The organism is Massilia sp. HP4 (assembly GCF_005222695.1).
Lineage (GTDB): Bacteria > Pseudomonadota > Gammaproteobacteria > Burkholderiales > Burkholderiaceae_D > Telluria.
Genome location: NZ_STGG01000016.1, coordinates 59,658 through 76,547, shown reverse-complemented (window position 1 = coordinate 76,547; position 16,890 = coordinate 59,658). Strand labels below are relative to the sequence as shown.

The 16,890-nt window shown below is 66.8% G+C and carries 13 protein-coding genes; 6 read left to right on the top strand and 7 right to left on the bottom strand.

All coding sequences use genetic code 11. From position 1 onward, the window contains the following. The 5 genes from E8M83_RS09255 to E8M83_RS09235 all read left to right on the top strand — a co-directional run. A partial coding sequence (locus E8M83_RS09255; RefSeq protein WP_170976751.1) for a 2OG-Fe dioxygenase family protein occupies positions 1-261 on the top strand: 261 nt, incomplete at its 5' end. Between the two features lie 359 nt (positions 262-620). Beyond that, on the top strand, positions 621-1,763 hold the full coding sequence (locus tag E8M83_RS09250; protein ID WP_137173075.1) for an efflux RND transporter periplasmic adaptor subunit: 1,143 nt from the start codon (positions 621-623) through the stop codon (positions 1,761-1,763). 10 nt (positions 1,764-1,773) lie between these two features. Continuing rightward, complete coding sequence (locus tag E8M83_RS09245) at positions 1,774-4,917, top strand: efflux RND transporter permease subunit (protein WP_137173074.1); 3,144 nt, start codon at positions 1,774-1,776, stop codon at positions 4,915-4,917. Between the two features lie 15 nt (positions 4,918-4,932). Then, a complete protein-coding gene (locus tag E8M83_RS09240) occupies positions 4,933-5,640 on the top strand; it encodes a response regulator transcription factor (protein ID WP_137173073.1) in 708 nt (235 codons plus the stop codon). Beyond that, a complete protein-coding gene (locus E8M83_RS09235) occupies positions 5,627-6,853 on the top strand; it encodes a HAMP domain-containing sensor histidine kinase (protein WP_137173072.1) in 1,227 nt (408 codons plus the stop codon). The genes E8M83_RS09240 and E8M83_RS09235 overlap by 14 nt, the downstream gene beginning before the upstream one ends. Here E8M83_RS09235 and E8M83_RS09230 read toward each other — a convergent pair. Further along, on the bottom strand, positions 6,850-8,793 hold the full coding sequence (locus E8M83_RS09230) for an LTA synthase family protein (protein ID WP_229491467.1): 1,944 nt from the start codon (positions 8,791-8,793) through the stop codon (positions 6,850-6,852). The genes E8M83_RS09235 and E8M83_RS09230 overlap by 4 nt on opposite strands. Positions 8,794-9,014: 221 nt before the next feature. Further along, a complete protein-coding gene (locus E8M83_RS09225; RefSeq protein WP_137173071.1) occupies positions 9,015-9,767 on the bottom strand; it encodes a YqjD family protein in 753 nt (250 codons plus the stop codon). 444 nt (positions 9,768-10,211) lie between these two features. Between E8M83_RS09225 and E8M83_RS09220 the strand changes: the two genes are divergently transcribed. Next, complete coding sequence (locus E8M83_RS09220) at positions 10,212-11,099, top strand: cupin-like domain-containing protein (RefSeq protein WP_137173070.1); 888 nt, start codon at positions 10,212-10,214, stop codon at positions 11,097-11,099. A gap of 18 nt (positions 11,100-11,117) precedes the next feature. Here the strand turns inward: E8M83_RS09220 and E8M83_RS09215 are convergent, their stop codons facing one another. The 5 genes from E8M83_RS09215 to E8M83_RS09195 form a co-directional block, all read right to left on the bottom strand. Beyond that, positions 11,118-13,046: an alkaline phosphatase D family protein gene (locus E8M83_RS09215; RefSeq protein WP_137173078.1), complete on the bottom strand. Its 1,929-nt coding sequence runs from the start codon at positions 13,044-13,046 to the stop codon at positions 11,118-11,120. Between the two features lie 115 nt (positions 13,047-13,161). Then, positions 13,162-13,917: an ABC transporter ATP-binding protein gene (locus E8M83_RS09210; protein ID WP_137173069.1), complete on the bottom strand. Its 756-nt coding sequence runs from the start codon at positions 13,915-13,917 to the stop codon at positions 13,162-13,164. Positions 13,918-13,929: 12 nt separating this feature from the next. Next, positions 13,930-14,892, bottom strand: a complete 963-nt coding sequence (locus E8M83_RS09205) for an iron chelate uptake ABC transporter family permease subunit (protein ID WP_137173068.1) — start codon at positions 14,890-14,892, stop codon at positions 13,930-13,932. Beyond that, the gene (locus tag E8M83_RS09200) at positions 14,882-15,877 is read right to left on the bottom strand and encodes an ABC transporter permease (protein ID WP_137173067.1); all 996 of its coding nucleotides are present in this window, start codon (positions 15,875-15,877) and stop codon (positions 14,882-14,884) included. Before E8M83_RS09200 ends, E8M83_RS09205 begins: the two co-directional genes overlap by 11 nt. A gap of 5 nt (positions 15,878-15,882) precedes the next feature. Continuing rightward, positions 15,883-16,860, bottom strand: coding sequence for a siderophore ABC transporter substrate-binding protein (locus tag E8M83_RS09195; protein WP_137173066.1), 978 nt, complete (start codon positions 16,858-16,860; stop codon positions 15,883-15,885). Between the last annotated feature and the right edge of the window lie 30 nt (positions 16,861-16,890).

The window sequence follows — 16,890 nt, the reverse complement described above, 5'->3', positions numbered from 1 at the left end:
CACCGCGACGGCGTGAACTTCGTGGCCGTGATGCTCGTCGGGCGCAAGGACATCAAGGGCGGCGAGACGCGCGTCTTCGACGCCCACGGCCCGGCCGGGCAGCGTTTCACCATGTTCGAGGCCTGGACCCTGCTGCTGCTGGACGACGCGGCCGTGATCCACGAATCGACGCCGATCCAGCCGCTGGGCGAACACGGGCACCGCGACACGCTGGTGCTGACCTGGCGCGCCAACGCCTTCCAGGGCGAAGACGTCCAATAAACCCGTCACAGGCAAAAAAAACGCCCGCGAAACCTGATGGTTGGCGGGCGGGAATCCAATTTTCGGAGAAAACTGGAGGAGACGGTTCTAATATAGTCTTTTTTATTGTGCAGTGCAATACGGTAGAACTACTGTAGTTGTTTCAATAGAGGAAGCCCTCTAATGCTCTCATCTGCAGAGTGCGTTTGCGGCAGTGCGCAAATTCCCTTTTGGCGCCCTTCCCTATCTTTAGGCCACATTCTCGGCTGAATCACCCCGTCCTGCATCCATCCTCGTCTATCCGTGGCGCCGCGTGCGCGCACCTGTTGTCCGTATCGTATTTGCTACACTTGGCCGATACCGCAGAAGACATTCACACCATGATAAAAATTCGAACCACGCGCGTCCTCGCCATTACCCTGGCCGCCGCCCTGTGCGCCGGCATTGCACTGGCCACCGCGAACCGCGCCACCGCCAAGGATGAAAAAGCGCCGCCGCGTCCCGCCCTGAGCGTCACCACCGCCCGCCCCGCCACCACCAGCCTGCCGATCAACCTGACCGCCAACGGCAGCATCGCCGCCTGGCAGGAAGCCGTGATCGGCAGCGAGTCGAACGGCCTGCGCCTGGCCGAGGTGCGGGTCAATGTCGGCGACGTGGTCAAGAAGGGCGAGGTGCTGGCGGTGTTCTCCGACGAGACGGTGCGTGCCGAGATCGAAGGCGCGCGCGCCGCGCTGCTCGAGGCCCAGGCCAATGCCCAGGAAGCGAAGGCCAACGCCGAGCGTGCCCGCAGCCTCGAAAGCTCGGGCGCGATGAGCGCGCAGCAGGTCATCCAGTATGTCACCGGCGAGCGCACGGCCGCGGCGCGGGTGCAGTCGGCCCAGGCCACGCTCACCCAGCAGCAGCTGCGCCTCAAATACACGAAGGTAGTCGCCCCCGACAGCGGCGTGATCTCGGCACGCAGCGCCACCGTCGGCGCCGTGGTCGGCGTCGGCACGGAACTGTTCCGCATGATCCGCCAGGGCCGCCTCGAGTGGCGCGCCGAAGTCGTGGCGCAAGACCTGGGCCGCATCAAGCCCGGCGCGAAAGCGCTCGTGCGTGCCGCCAGCGGCGCCGAGATCGCCGGCAAGGTGCGCACCGTGGCGCCATCGGTCGATCCGCAGACCCGCATCGCCCTGGTGTATGTCGACCTGCCGCCGGCGCTGTCGAACGACACCCCTTTGAAAGCCGGCATGTTCGCCAGCGGCCGCTTCGAACTAGGCGCCTCGAACGCGCTGACCGTGCCGCAGCAGGCGGTCGCCGTGCGCGACGGCTTCAGCTATGTGTTCGGCCTGAACGCCGACAACCGCGTGAGCCAGGTGAAGGTGACCCTCGGACGCCGCCTGGGAGAGCGGGTCGAAGTCGTCAGCGGCGTGAATGCCGACACCCCGATCGTGGTGCAGGGCGCCGGCTTCCTCAACGACGGCGACCTGGTGCGCAACATCGCCACGCCGGCGCCAACCCCGCGCGCCACGGCCGCGCGCTGAGGACGGCACGATGAATTTCTCCGCCCTCTCGATCCGCAACCCGATCCCGGCGATCATGCTGTTCGTCCTGCTCACGGTAGCAGGGCTGCTGGCCTTCAATGCCAGCAAGGTGCAGGACTTCCCGGACATCGAACTGCCGATCGTGACCGTCACCGCGACCCTCGACGGCGCCGCCCCGGCCCAGCTCGAGACCGAGGTCGCGCGCAAGATGGAAGACTCGATCGCCACCCTGCAAGGCATCAAGAACATCTATACCCGCGTGCTCGACGGCGTGGCCACCGTCACGGTCGAATTCATCCTCGAGCGCGATCCGGCCGATGCCGTCAACGACGTGCGCGACGCGGTCTCGCGCGTGCGCGCCGACATGCCGGCCGAGCTGCGCGACCCCACCGTCACCAAGACCGCCACCGCCGGCCGCGTGGTCTCGACCTTCACCGTCGCCGCCAGCGAGGGCTCGGGCCTGGACGACCAGGACCTGAGCTGGTTCGTCGACAACGACGTCTCCAAGCGCCTGCTGAGCGTGCCCGGCCTGGGCGCGGTCAAGCGCGTGGGCGGCGTGTCGCGCGAGGTGCGGGTCGAACTGGACGACCAGCGCATGGCCGCCCTGCGCGTGTCGGCGCTGGATGTGTCGCGCCAGCTGCGCAATGTACAGCGCGAAGCGCCAGGCGGACGCGGCGACGTGGCCGGCGTCGAACAGTCGGTGCGCACCCTGGCCACCGTGCAGACGGCGCAGCAGCTGGCGGCGATGGACATCCCGCTGCCGGACGGCCGCCACGTGCGCCTGGATCAGGTGGCCACAGTCAAGGACACGGTCGAGGAGCAGCGCGCGCTGGCCGAGCAGGATGGCCGCAAGGTGGTCGCCTTCGAGGTGTTCCGCACCCGCGGCGCCGGCGAGATCGACGTCGCCACCGGCGCGCGCGCCGCGATGGCGCAGCTGGGCCAGGAAAATCCCAAGCTGGTGATCAAGGAAGTGATCGACAACTCCTACTCGGTCGAGGAAAACTTCGACGCCTCGATGCACATGCTGTACGAAGGCGCGCTGCTGGCGGTGCTGGTGGTGTGGTGGTTCCTGCGCGACTGGCGCGCGACCCTGATCGCGGCCGCCGCCCTGCCGCTGTCGGTGATCCCGGCCTTCCTGGGCCAATACCTGTTCGGCTACACGCTGAACATGGTCACCCTGCTGTCGCTGGCGCTGGTGGTGGGCGTGCTGGTCGACGATGCGATCGTCGAGATCGAGAACATCTCGCGCCACCTCCACATGGGCAAGACGCCGATGCAGGCCGCGCTGGAAGCGGCCGACGAGATCGGGATGGCGGTGATCGCGACCACCTTCGCCCTGGTCGCCGTATTCCTGCCGACCGCCTTCATGGGCGGCATTCCCGGAAAATTCTTCAAGCAGTTCGGCTGGACCGCGGTGCTGGCGATCCTGGCCTCGCTGCTGGTGGCGCGCCTGTTGACGCCGATGATGTGCGCCTACCTGATGAAGGCGCCCAAGCACATCCACAAGGATGCCCAGGGCAACCCGCACGCGCCGCAGGACGGCCCGCTGATGCGCCGCTATCTCACGGTGATGCAGTGGTGCCTGCGCCGCCGCGGCCTGACCATGCTCGGCGCGGCCCTGTTCTTCGTCGGCTCGCTGGCCCTGGTGCCGCTGCTGCCGACCGGCTTCATGCCGCCCGCCGACCGCTCGCAGACCCAGGTCAATATCGAACTGCCGCCCGGCTCCACCCTGGCCCAGACCCATGCGGTGGCCGAGCAGGTGCGCCAGCAAGTGATGGCGGTGACCGGCGTCAAGAGCGTGTTCAGCTCGATCGGCGGCGGCTCCAGCGGCGACGCCTTTTCGCCCGGCGCGGCGGCCGAGGCGCGGCGCGCCGTGCTGACCGTCGCCACCGTCCACCGCAGCGAGCGCGACATGAAGCTGGGCGCGATCGAGAACGGCATCAGGCAGCGCCTGGTGGGCATCCCCGGCGCCCGCTTCACCGTCGGCATGCCGGACGCCGGCACCAAGATGCAGCTGGTGCTGCGCAGCGACGATGCCCAGGCGCTCACCGCGGCCGCGCGCCAGGCCGAGCGCGAGCTGCGCACCCTGGGCGGCATCGGCAACGTCAGCTCCAGCGCGTCGCTGGTGCGCCCCGAGATCATCGTGCGGCCCGACTTTGCGCGCGCCGCCGACCTGGGCGTGACGGCGGCGTCGATCGGCGAGACGGTGCGCGTGGCCACCGCCGGCGACTACGAGCAATCGCTGGCCAAGATGAACCTGGACGAACGCCAGGTGCCGATCCGGGTCAAGCTGCCCGACACGGTGCGCGCCGACCTCGATGCCATCGGCCGCCTGACGGTGCCGGGCGCGAACGGCCCGGTGCTGCTGTCCACCGTCGCCGACATCACGATGGAAAGCGGCCCGGCCCAGATCGACCGCCTGAACCGCAGCCGCAACGTGACGCTCGACGTCGAGCTGTCGGGCCGCGCGCTGGGCGAAGTCAATGCCGAGGCGCGCGCGCTGCCGGTGTTCCAGTCGCTGCCGTCGTCGGTGACCATCGCGGAACTGGGCGACGCGCAAGAGATGCAGGCGCTGTTCAACAGCTTCGGCGTGGCGATGCTGATCGGCGTGCTGTGCATCTACGGCGTGCTGGTGCTGCTGTTCTCGGACTTCATGCAGCCGGTGACGATCCTGGCCGCGCTGCCGCTGTCGATCGGCGGGGCGTTCGTGGCCCTTCTGCTCACCAGCAATGCACTGTCGATGCCGACCATGATCGGCCTGATCATGCTGATGGGGATCGTGACCAAGAATTCGATCCTGCTGGTCGACTATGCGATCCTGGCGCGCGAGGCCGGGATGAACCGCTTCGACGCCCTGGTCGACGCCTGCCACAAGCGCAGCCGCCCGATCGTGATGACCACCATCGCCATGGGCGCCGGCATGCTGCCGCTGGCGCTGGGCTTCTCTGGCGACCCGAGCTTCCGCTCGCCGATGGCGGTGGCGGTGATCGGCGGCCTGATCACCTCGACCTTGTTGAGCCTGCTGGTGGTGCCGGCGGTGTACACCTATATCGACGACCTGGAACACTGGCTCAAGCGGCATGGTCGCAGGCTGCGGCGCCAGGGCGCTCCCGCGCCGGCACCGGCAAAAACCGGGGAAACCAGCCCAGGCTAGGCTTACAATACCGCCATGCGTATCCTCGTCGTCGAAGACAATCCCGATATCCTGGCCAACCTGTACGGCTTTCTGGAGCCCAAGGGCTATGCGGTCGACTCGGCGCGCACCGGCTACGCTGGGCTGGCCCTGGCTTCCGAGAACGGCTACGACGTCATCGTGCTCGACGTCATGCTGCCCGGCCTGAACGGCGTGGAACTGTGCCAGAAGCTGCGCGCCGAGCTGCGGCTGGCGACCCCGGTGCTGATGCTGACCGCGCGCGACAGCCTGGCCGACAAGGCCGCCGGCTTCGATGCCGGCGCCGACGACTACCTGGTCAAGCCGTTCTCGATGGCCGAACTCGATATGCGCCTGCGCGCGCTGGTGCGCCGCGCCGAAGGCCGGCAAGCCGTAGGCAGCGAGCTGCGCTTCGGCGGCATCGTGTTCGACCCCGACCTGCAAGAGGCTTCACGCGACGGCGTGCGCATCACGCTCACCAAGACCGGCTACGCCCTGTTGCGCTGCCTGTTGGCCGCGGCCCCGCGCATCGTCACCCGCGAGACGCTGGAACAGGCGCTGTGGGGCGACGACCGGCCCGAGAGCGACGCCCTGCGCACGCATATCCACGCGCTGCGCCAGGCGCTCGACAAGCCGTTCGTGCACCCGATGCTGCATACCATCGCCGGTGTCGGCTACCGCATCGCGCTGCCCGACGCTGCCCCCTCTTCGCATGCTGCGGACTGATTCGCTCAAGCGCGGCATCACCGCCGCCTTCGTCCTGTTCGGGGTGGTGCTGTCGCTGCTGGTCGCCATGCTGGCAGCGCTGGCGGTCGAGGGCATCGAGGTGCACCTGGTCGACAACCGCCTGTCCGACGTCGCCACCTGGGCCCTGCCGCGGCGCGCGGCCGGCCTGGAGACCGACCTGCCGGCCGGCGTGCGCTTCCACCTGGGCAACGAGATCCCGCCGCGCCTGCGCGGCCTGGCGCCAGGCATCTCCGACATCGAACTCGATGGCAAGGGCTTGCAGGTCCTGGCCGGCAGCAGCGCCGGGCAACCCTATGTGGTGGTCGACTACGAGAGCGACTACGAGCAGGTGGAGCTGGTCGTGTATTCGATGTTCGGCGGCTTCTTCTTCGTGTTCGCCCTGCTCGCCGCGAGCCTGGGCGGCTACGTCGGGCGCCGCATCGTGATCCCGATGCGCGAGCTGGCCGACGCAGTCACGCAAGGCGCCTCGCCGCTGCCGCATGCCAGCCGCGAGGACGAACTGGGTGTGCTGGCGCGCGCCCTCGACGCGCACACCTCGCAGCTGCGCGCCTTTCTCGACCGCGAACGCTTTTTTACCGGCGACGTCAGTCACGAATTGCGCACCCCGCTCACCGTGATCATGGGCGCAGCCGAGATTTTGCTGCAGGACGAAACCCATCCCGCGCTGCGCGCGCCGGCCGCCCGCATCTATCGTGCGGCGCAAGAGGCCACCGAATGCGTCACCGTCTTGCTGCTGCTGGCGCGCGCGCCCGGCGTCGGCGAACTGGAACCGGTCTCGGTGAGCGCAATCGCACGCCGCGAGACCGAGCGCCACCAGGCCATGGTGGCCGGTAAACCCGTCGTTCTGCGCTGCGTGGGCGAGGCCGACGTCGTGGTGCGCGCGCCGAGCGAGCTATGCACCTCGATCGTCGGCAACCTGCTGCGCAACGCCTGCCAGTACACAGAAAGCGGCGCCGTCACCGTATCGCTCGCGCCGCAGCGGGTGATCGTCGAGGACACCGGCCCCGGCCTGCCGGACGCGGTGCGCCAGGTGCTGGGCCAGGCCGAACGCGCGGCCCCGTCCAGCGGTTCGGCCGGCACCGGCCTGGGCCTGTCGCTGGTGACCCGCATCTGCGAATACCTGGGCGCCACCCTTGTCTACGAACGCTGCCCGCACGGCGGCAGCCGCTTCACGATCACCTTTCCCGGCTAGTCCGGCGCGCGATAGCGCTGTTCGCGGTACAGCAGCGACGGCAGCATCACGTGCGCCATCGCGCGGTCGACCTTGTCCTGGCCTGGGGCGCCGCTGCCCGGATCGAAGGCGCCGCTGGCGGCATCGTAGCGCGCCGCCAGCGGCGCCTGCCCGGGCCGCAGCACGGTCGCATCCGATCCTTCGAGGTAGGCGAAATAATCGTTGAACTGGATCAGCGCGCGGCCCGGCGTGGTGGCGTCCTTCACCAGGTCGCGCCCGATCATGGGGTGCGTGCTCGACACGCCCAGCAGCGACAGCAAGGTCGGGCCCAGGTCGACCTGGCTGGCGATGGTCGCAATGCGCTTCGGTTCGATGTCGGCGCCCAGGATCAGGCCGGGGATATGGAATTTCTTGATCGGCACCAGGCTGTTCCCGTAGACGCGGTTGTCGTGGTCGGCCACGATCAGGAACACGGTGTCCTTCCAGTAGGCCTGCCGCTTGGCTTCGCGGATGAAGTTGCCGAGCGCGTGGTCGGCATACTTGACCGCATTGTTGACGGTCTGCTTGTCGGGGTCGTGCAAGGTGATCTTGCCATCCGGGAATTCGAACGGCTCGTGGTTCGAGGACGTGAAGATCAGGCTGAAGAACGGTTTGTCTTGCGCATGCAGCGTCTTGAGGCGTTCGAGCGACTTGTCGAACAGGTCTTCGTCCGACGCGCCCCAGCTGCCCACGAAGGCCGGCTTCATATCGCCGATGTCGACGATGTTCTGGAAGCCGTTACCGGTAAAGAAGCTGCGCATATTGTCGAAGTGCGCCTCGCCGCCGTAGACGAATTCGGTGCGATAACCCTGGCGGCCCAGCCCATCGGCCAGCGTATAGAAATTGTTCTGCGACAGCGACAGTTTCACCGTGCTGCGCGCCGGCGTCGGCGCATAGCCGGCGACCACCGCCTCGATGCCGCGCACCGAGCGGGTGCCGGTGGCGTACAGCTGCTCGAACCACCAGCCCTCGTGCTTGAGCTTTTCCAGTTCCGGCGTCACCGGCAGGCCGCCCAGCGATTCGACGAAGGTGGCGCCCATGCTCTCCTGCAGCACGATGACGAGGTTCAGGGGTTTGCTGCGCTGGACCGCCGCCTGCTGGTAATGCAGGGTCGGCAGTTCCGGATTCGGGAAGCGGTAGTCGCGCAGCCACGGCGCCGCCTTCACCTCGGCCAACACCTGTTCGCGCGGGAAGTCGCCATAGATTTCGGACGACTTCGCCTCATTGCCCATCGCGCGGATCGCATCCAGCACCGACCAGGCCGAGTTGATGACAAGGGAATTGACCATCGCATCGCCGGTCAGGGCGAACATGGCCGGATTGGCCGGGCGATGGCCGGTGGTGGAGCGGATCTGCACGAACACCAGCAGGCACAGGAGCGGCCAGACCAGCAGCAGCTTGCGGCTCGGCCACATGGACATGGTGGCCGACGTTGTTTTCAACAGGCGCAGCAGCGCGATGCCGAGGATGACGGTCAGCGCGCAACCCAGCAGCAACGCGGTGCGAAAGCCATGCCACAGGGTCGAGAATACCTCCTGCGGATAGCCAAGGTATTCGATGAACAGACGGTTCGGCCGCGCATCGTATTGCATGATGAACTGCGGCGAGGCCACTTCCATGAACACGATGAAGATCAGTGCGAAGCCGGTCCAGGCCACGCTGGCGCTGCGCCACAGGCGGGCACTGCGGGCATGCGCCAGCAGGGGCGCCAGCAGCAGCGGAATGGCGAGGCAATAGCCGAGCAGGATCAGGTCGGCACGCACGCCCTGGACCAGGATCTCGGGCACGATGCCGGTGGCGGATACGCGCGGCCATTGCCAGGCAATCAGTGCGAGCCTGAAACAGGAAAGGAGAACCAGCCCGATGCACAGCAGGTGGACGAGCGGTGCGAACGGACCGGCCCAGCCTGTGATGCGCGCCAATCCGATGGACGGAACCGGTGACGTCGTCGATCCGTCACTGATACTTTTGGGCAGATGAAGTTTCTCGATATTCATGCTAAGCATGCTAGGTCGCATGCTGTCATCGAGATGTTAGTGAGGCGTTAAGGAAGCGTTAAACCAGGACGAAAAAAGCCCGGCCAGCAAACGCCGGCCGGGCCGTTCAAGGGGCGCGCCAGCCGGCGCGCTGCCTTGCGACAAGATTAGTCGCGGTAATCGCGGTAGTTGCGATACTCGTGACGGTCGCTCGAGCCACCCAGCAGCTTGGCCAGGATGAAGCCGACGCCCACCGCGGCCAGCAGTGCGCTGCCCGGATTGTTCTTGACGTATTCCTTGCCCTGGGCCGACAGTTCCGAGCACTTCTCGCTCATCTGGGCCGAGCCGCCGCCCAGTTTTTCTTGGGCCGAGCTCAGCAGACCGCTGACCTTGTCGACACCGGCGTGGGCGCGCGAAGCCAGGTTGTCGACGACAGGCTGGGCGGCTTGCGCTGCCTTGTCGATGCCTGCGTGCACCTTGTCTGGCGAGATCGACGAAATCGCTGCCTTGATGCCGCCGACGGTCGATTGATCGCCGTTGGACGAATCCGACGACGATGCCGACGACGACGGGGTCGACGATGCCGACTGGCTCGACGACGAAGCGCCCAGGCCGCTATTGCCCAGCGAACCGCTGCTGCCTGCAGCCGAGCTCTGGTTCGACGAGGACGAGGACGACGACTGCGAGCCGATCGACGAACCGGTGCTGCCCATATTGCCGCTCGACGAGGCGCTCTGCTGGCTCAGCGACGATGGCGACGACGACGAGCTGGTGCTGCCCAGGTTCGACGACGCGCTCTGCTGGCTGCCCGACGATGCGGTGGTGCCCTTGTTCAGGCTGGAGTCCTGGCTCTTGCCGATGTTCGAACCGGCCTTGTTGGCGTCGATGCCTTTACCTTCGTTAGACTTTTGATTATCCATGATGTATCCCTCATAAAATAGTGTGACCAACGCGGAGTAGACCGATATTCGACTATCACCACATTCTTCCTTGAATCAGTCCGATACAAAACGCGGGAACGATAGCTGCCTGCGGTACATCAATGGCAGCGCTGTCTCATGCCCAAGATCAGTTGCTTGTTTCACTGACCTCAAACCAGCACAAAGTTCCATCGATCTATCAGGCTGACCGTCCCGGATCTCGGGGCGAGCGCCCTTCCAGGGCTTCGTCACGAGCGCAGTATCGAACCAACTGCGTCGCGATACAAAAAATACAATGGATCAGCCATCAGACACAGTGCGCTGCCTAACAGAGCCGTTCCATCCGCTTCGAAACCTGCTTTTTATCAATTGATAGCGGATTAAAAGCGCGTTGCTAGTACCATACGGGGTTTCGCCCAAGCAGGGCGTCCGGTACGACATCACATGGCAGTAGAGAAATTTTCAGGCAGCCGCCTACCGCCGCGCCAGGCCCAGCCGGCAGAGCAAGACATGGCGGCGAAAAAACTGGCCGAAGCCGAGAAAGCGGCGCAGGTGCGCGGCGTGGCCTCGATCGAGGCGATGCGCGACGCCATCCGCCAGGCCGCGCGCGCGCTTCCCGCATTTACCGCGGTGCCGCGCGTCGGCCGGCTCGATGCGGCCGATTTCCGCGCGCGCGCCGCGGCCGGCATGCCCTTCCTGGTCACGGGCATCGTCAAGCACTGGCCCCTCGCTCACCTGACCGCGCAGGACTTGCGCGAACAGTTCGGCCACCTGCCCGTGCGCGCGCGCGTCGGCGACTACGTCAATACGGCCTTCGCGCCCGACCGCGCGATGCAGGACATGCTGCTGCGCGACTACCTCGACCTGGCGCCGCCGGATGCCGCGTCCGATCTGCCGCCGTATGTCGGCAACCTGTCCCTGCGCGAACTGAACCGGCTATGCCACTGGCCGGCCTGGTTCGACAAGATGGGGCCTCCCCGCTTCTGGATCGGCCCGGCGCGCACGGTGACGCCGATGCATTGCGACTACGACGACAATATCTTCGCCCAGCTGTGGGGCAAGAAACGCATCTTCCTGGCGCCGCCGCACCACGACGTCTTCTTGTATACCCGCGAGGCCAACCCGCTGCTGTTCGGCTCTCCGGTCGATCCGGAAGCGCCCGATGTCGAGGCCTTCCCGCTGGCGCGCCAGGCGGCGCTGGTCGAAATCATCGTGGAACCTGGCGACATGCTGTACGTGCCGGCCGGCTGGTACCACCAGGTGCGGGCGCTGAGTTTTTCGCTGTCGTCCAACCGCTGGGCGCGCGGCCAGCCGCTGGCGCTGGGCGGCTGATCCTTCAAGCGGCGCGGCCTACGCGGCCCGCCGCGGCTCCTCGACCGCCGGTGCGGACACGTCGTCGTCCGGCAGCAGGAATTGGGTGGATGGCCGGCCGTCGGCATTGTGCTGCACGATGCGCGTCGGGCGGCCGTGGGCGTCGAGCCAGACCTGGCCGATGCCGGCGCCGTTCCACAGGCGCTCGCCGCTCGTCCTCTGGTCGGGCAGGCGCGGGCTCAAGGCCAGGTCGCGGCGCTTGGTGAACCAGTTCAGCGGCGAGCGCGGCGAATACAGCCAGCGGTTCAGGCGGTCGAGCCAGTCGAGCAGGCGGCGCGGGAACTCGTTCTTGATGCCGCTGCTGGTGATCTGCCAGACGTGCTGCGGACGCTCCGATTCACGCACCTCGACGTCGTAGACGAAGGAGTAATGCACATCGCCCGACAGCACCACATAGTTGCCCGGCGTGCGCGAGTGGCGGAAGATATTGAGCATGCTGCTGGCCGCGCCGCGGTGCGCCATCCAGTTCTCGGCGTCGACCGTCAGGGCCAGGCCGGCGAAGGTGGCGATGCGCTGCACCACCTCGATCAGCTTGACCCCGAACATCGGCGCCGGCGAGACGATCACGGCGGCCGTCTCGTCGAGCAGCTCGTGCTGCAACTCGGTCAGCGATTCCCAATCCATCAGGCCCGACGGATGGCTTGGCGTGCGCCGGTTGCGCCAGCGCCGGGTACGGGTATCGAGCACGATGATGGCGGGCTGGGTGCGCAGCATGTAGTCCCACTGGCGAAACGCCAGCAGGCGCTGGACCAGTGCATCCTGGGCCTGCGGCTCGAGCCGGCCGCGCGCATCCGGGGCGGCGCTCAAGTCCACCATGGCGTCGAGCGCCTCGCCGAACACGTCGGGCCGGTTGCCCCAGCCCTGGCACAGCATATAGGCGATCAGGGCATTGCCGATGATGCGGCGCGAGAACGGGTGTTCGTAGGCCGTCGTCTCCCACCTGGCCGACAGGTTCCAGTCGTCGGTGATGTCGTGGTCGTCGAAGATCATCAGGGTCTGCACATGCGCCAGCAGGCGCGCGGCCTGCGGCAACTCCTCGCAGAAACCCTGCAGCGCGGCCCATTCGCGCTGCCAGCGTTCGACGTGCTTCGGCTTCAAATCCGGCATCGCCGGCTCGCCCACGACCTGCCACGGCGTGGGCGACCACACCAGCAGGTACATCGCCATCACCTCGGCCAGCGTGACCAGGTGGTTGTGGGCATTGGCGGTGGTGAAGATCGGCTTCTCGGAGCCGCCGAAGAACTTGTCGCGCAAGTCGTCGTTCGATTTGAAGGCGGGCAGCAGGTCTTCGCGCCGGTAGTAGCCGGCCGGGTGGGCATACAGCGCCGCGCTGTCTTCCACGACCGCGCCATCCAGGCATTCGCCGTACAGGCCCAGCCGCTCGATGAGCGCATGCACCGCCGCCAGCATGGGGCCGGCCACGTCGTCGGCATATACCTGGTCGCCGCACAGCATCAGCATGGCGGGCCGCGCCTCGGTCTCGTCGATATGGCCGGCCAGCAGGGCGTCGGCGCAGGCCAGGCCGTCGCGCGAGCGGTGGTGCGGCTTGCGGCAGGAGCCGTAGAGGATGTTGTCCATGCGGCTGCGCAGCACGAAGCTGGGGCGTGCCTGCCCTGCATGCAGCAGGTGCGGCGCCCACTGGGCAATGCCCTCGCCCGCGGCGTCGACCAGGTCGTACTCGACCAGCGTGTCTTGCGGCAGCGGCGCGTCCAGGGCGATGTCGACCAGGTGGATATATGCATGGGTGCCGACCCGCACGACACGGCAGCACGACTCGTCGAGCCGCACACTGTGCGGCGCGGCGCCGCCTGGGGCGAGTTCCAGGACCAGGTCGAGCGCGGCGCTGCCGACGAGCCACAGCACCAGGCGGCCCGGCTCGAGGCGGCGCAGGATCGGGCCGGCCAGCACCGAAGGAAGGTCAGCGGAAGGTGGAGTGTGGATCAACGCGGCACGGGCTTCTAGGGGAAAGATCGGCCGAGTGTAGCAGATGACCTGCGTTCATCCGCGCGCGATCACGGTTCCTTCAGTAGTAGACGCAGATGCGCTGGCCGTCGATCTCGTGCACCCGGATGTCGAGCTGGTACAGGTCGCGCAGCACCTCGGGCTGGATCAGCTCGAGCGGCGTGCCGTGGTAGGCGACCTTCCCGCCGCGCATCGCGACGATGCGGTCGGCGTAGCACGAGGCGAAGTTAATGTCGTGCAGGACCAGGATCACGGTCTTGCCCAGTTCGCGCGAGGTGCGGCGCAGCAGCGCCATCATGTCGACCGCGTGGCGCATGTCGAGGTTGTTGAGCGGTTCGTCGAGCAGCACGTAGTCGGTATCCTGGCACAGCACCATCGCGACGAAGGCGCGCTGGCGCTGGCCGCCCGACAATTGGTCGAGGTAGCGCCCGGCCAGGTCCGACAGGCCCAGGTAGCCGAGCGCGCGCTCGACGTGGGCCGCATCGTCGACCGTCGGCCGACCCTGCGTGTGCGGGTAGCGGCCGAAAGCGACCAGGTCGCGCACCGTGAGGCGCATCGGCAGATGGTTGTCCTGGCGCAGGATGGCCAGGCGCTTGGCCAGCTCCTTGCTATCGCCGTTCACCACGTCGATGCCGTCGACCAGCACCCGGCCCGCGCTCATCGGCAGCAGGCGGCTGATCATCGACAGCACGGTCGACTTGCCGGCGCCATTGGGGCCGATGATGGCGGTGACGCCGCCGGCCGGCAAGGTAAGCGTCACGTCGTCGACCACGACGGTGTCGGCATAGCGTTTGCTGATATGGGAAATCTCGATCATGCTCGGTACTCTCTAGGTCGGCTTCTTGCGGGTGATCAGGAACAGGAACAGCAGGCCGCCGACGAATTCGATGACGACGCTGACGGTGGCATTCAGTTCGAGCACGCGCTCGAGCAGCACCTGGCCGCCGACCAGGAACACCACGCCCCACAGCACGGCCATCGGCAGCAGGTATTTGTGCTTGCCCGAACCGGCCGTCGCATACGCCAGGTTGCTGACCAACAGGCCGAAGAAGGTGACCGGGCCGACCAGGGCGGTCGATACCGATACCATCACCGCGATCAGGGCCAGCGTGAACATCACCGTGCGCCGGTAGTCGATGCCGAGGTTCAGCGCGATCTCGCGGCCCAGCATCAACACATCGTACTGGCGGCGCAGTCGCCAGGCCGCGACCGAGGCCAGGCCGATCGCCACCGCCGCCACCCACAAGAGGCCGGTCTGGATCGCGTTGAACGAGGCGAACATGCGGTCTTGCAGCACCATGAACTCGTTGGGGTCGATCAGGCGCATCACGAAGCTCGACAGGCTGCGAAACAGCAGGCCGAACACGATACCGGCCAGCAGCATCAGGTGCAGGCTGTGCGCCGCGCCGTTGAACAGCGCGCGAAACAGCAGGCAGGCGAAGCCCGTCATCAATACCACCTCGACCGCGAAGCGCAGGTTGGGGTTGCCGGTCTCGGTGAGCGGATCGATGCCGAGGGTGAAGATGATCACGGCCTGGATCAACAGGTACAGGGCATCGAAGCCCATGATCGACGGGGTCAGGATGCGGTTGTGGGTAATCGTCTGGAACAGCACCGACGACACCGCGATCGCATACGCCACCAGCAGCATCGCCGCCAGCTTGGCGCCGCGGAATGGCAGCACGAAGTCCCAGTTGCCGCCGGCGCCGATCAGCATGAAGGCCGCGACAACGGACAGCGCCAGCGTGGCGAGCAAGGCGAGCCTGATTTTAGGGGAAACATCAAGCGTCACGTGAACGACCTCGCAGCAACAGGAACAGGAACAATGCGCCGCCAATGATGCCGACCACGGTGCCGATCGGGATCTCGTAGGGATACACGACCAGGCGGCCGACGATGTCGCAGGCCAGCACGAACAGCCCGCCGAGCAGCGCGACCCACGGCACCGAGCGGCGCATATTGTCGCCAAACAGGATACTGACCACGTTCGGCACGATCAGGCCCAGGAAGGGAATGCTGCCGGCCGTGACCACCACCACCGCCGAAATCGCCGACACGATCAACAGGCCGTAGAAGGTCAGGCGCTTGTAGTTCAGGCCCAGGTTGGTGGTGAACTGCTGGCCCATGCCGGCGACCGTAAAACGGTCGGCCGCGACCCAGGCCGCAAAGGCCAGCACGGCGCCGATCCACAGCAGTTCGTAGCGCCCGCGCAGCACGCCAGAGAAATCGCCGACGGTCCAGGCGTGCAAGGTTTGCAGCATGTCATGGCGGAAGGCGAAGAAGGTCGTCACCGCCTGGATCACGCCGCCCAGGATCAGGCCGACCAGCGGCACCAGGTAGGGGGAGCGCATGGGAATGCGTCTCAACAGCCCCAGGAACAGGAAGGTGCCGGCCATCGCAAAGCCTGCTGCCACCAGCATCTTGCCGAACACGGGCGTGTCGGGCGCCAGCAGCGCCAGCACCAGCACGCCCAGGGTGGCGGCTTCAATGGTGCCGGCGGTGGACGGTTCGACGAAGCGATTCCGTACCAGCATCTGCATGATGAGGCCGGCCACGGCGAGGGACATCCCGGCCAGCAGCAGGGCCAGGGTACGCGGCAGGCGGCTGACGACCAGCAGCTGCCAGGCGTCGGACTGGGTGCCGGCCAGCAGGCCGGCGAAGCTGAAATCGCCGGCGCCGATGGCCACGCTCAACGCGACCAGCGCCGCCGTCAGCAATAGCGGCAGCGCCAGCCAGGCGTGCGAAATGTGTCGCGCAGAGCGCACGCTTGCTGCCATCGTGATCAGCGTCCCGCGGAGGTCAAGGCGCGCGCCAGCTGGTCGACATTTTCCTGCAGCGCGGTGATGCCGGCGCCGCCCAGGGTGTACCAGTTCAGGCCATCGAGGTAGACCACGCGCTTGTTCTTCCAGGCGTTGGACTGGCGCACCAGTTCGTTGTCCAGGAATTTGGCGGCGGCCGTGCCTTCGCGGCCGATGGCGGCGTCGCGGTCGATCACGAACAGCCAGTCCGGGTTGGTCTTCTGGATGAATTCGAAGGAGATCGCCTGGCCGTGGTTCGAGGTGTCAAGCTTGGCTACTGCCGGCTTGATGCCGAAGGTGTCGTGCAGGACGCCGAAGCGCGAACCCGGACCGTAGGCGCTCATCTTGCCGCCGGTGGTGAGCACGATCAGGCCGGTACCGGCATTGGCGGCTTGCGTCTTGAGGGCGGCGATCGAGCTATCGAGCTTGTCGTTCAGTTCCTTGGCGCGTGCCTGCTTGCCGAACAGGCCGGCCAGCGTGTTCACGTTGTTCTTGGCGCTGGCGACCAGGTTGCTGCGGTCCGGGGTCAGGTCGATGGTCGGCGCAATCTTGGCCAGTTGCGCGTACTTGGCCTGCGAACGGCCGCCGACGATGATCAGGTCGGGCTTGGCGCCATGGATTTTTTCATAGTCCGGCTCGAACAGGGTGCCCATCTTGGGCGCGCTGTTGTAGCGCGCCAGGTGGCGCGGCAGCGGGCGTGCGGTGGTGCTCATGGTCGGCACGCCGGCCACAGGTCCGCCTGCCGCGTTCACGTCCAGCGCCGACAGGTTGTCGAGCGTGGTGGCGTCGAGCACGATGACCTTCTTCGGGTTGGCCGGGACGGCGGTGGTGCCGCTGGCGTGCTTGATCTGCACGGTGTTCTGGGCCGCATTTTGTGCATGTACGGGGAGCGCGCCGAATGCCAGGGCGGCGCCGACCGCCAGCACTGCGCGGCGGCCTTGGAAGATGTTCTTGATGGTCATGTCGGTGTTCCTGTCTCGTTCAACAATTGG

Excerpts from the sequence above, each read along its gene's own strand:
- E8M83_RS09250 (WP_137173075.1), top strand. The coding sequence starts at position 621 with ATGATAAAAATTCGAACCACGCGCGTCCTCGCCATTACCCTGGCCGCC.
- E8M83_RS09245 (WP_137173074.1), top strand. The coding sequence starts at position 1,774 with ATGAATTTCTCCGCCCTCTCGATCCGCAACCCGATCCCGGCGATCATG.
- E8M83_RS09240 (WP_137173073.1), top strand. The coding sequence starts at position 4,933 with ATGCGTATCCTCGTCGTCGAAGACAATCCCGATATCCTGGCCAACCTG.
- E8M83_RS09235 (WP_137173072.1), top strand. The coding sequence starts at position 5,627 with ATGCTGCGGACTGATTCGCTCAAGCGCGGCATCACCGCCGCCTTCGTC.
- E8M83_RS09225 (WP_137173071.1), bottom strand. The coding sequence starts at position 9,767 with ATGGATAATCAAAAGTCTAACGAAGGTAAAGGCATCGACGCCAACAAG.
- E8M83_RS09220 (WP_137173070.1), top strand. The coding sequence starts at position 10,212 with ATGGCAGTAGAGAAATTTTCAGGCAGCCGCCTACCGCCGCGCCAGGCC.
- E8M83_RS09210 (WP_137173069.1), bottom strand. The coding sequence starts at position 13,917 with ATGATCGAGATTTCCCATATCAGCAAACGCTATGCCGACACCGTCGTG.
- E8M83_RS09200 (WP_137173067.1), bottom strand. The coding sequence starts at position 15,877 with ATGGCAGCAAGCGTGCGCTCTGCGCGACACATTTCGCACGCCTGGCTG.
- E8M83_RS09195 (WP_137173066.1), bottom strand. The coding sequence starts at position 16,860 with ATGACCATCAAGAACATCTTCCAAGGCCGCCGCGCAGTGCTGGCGGTC.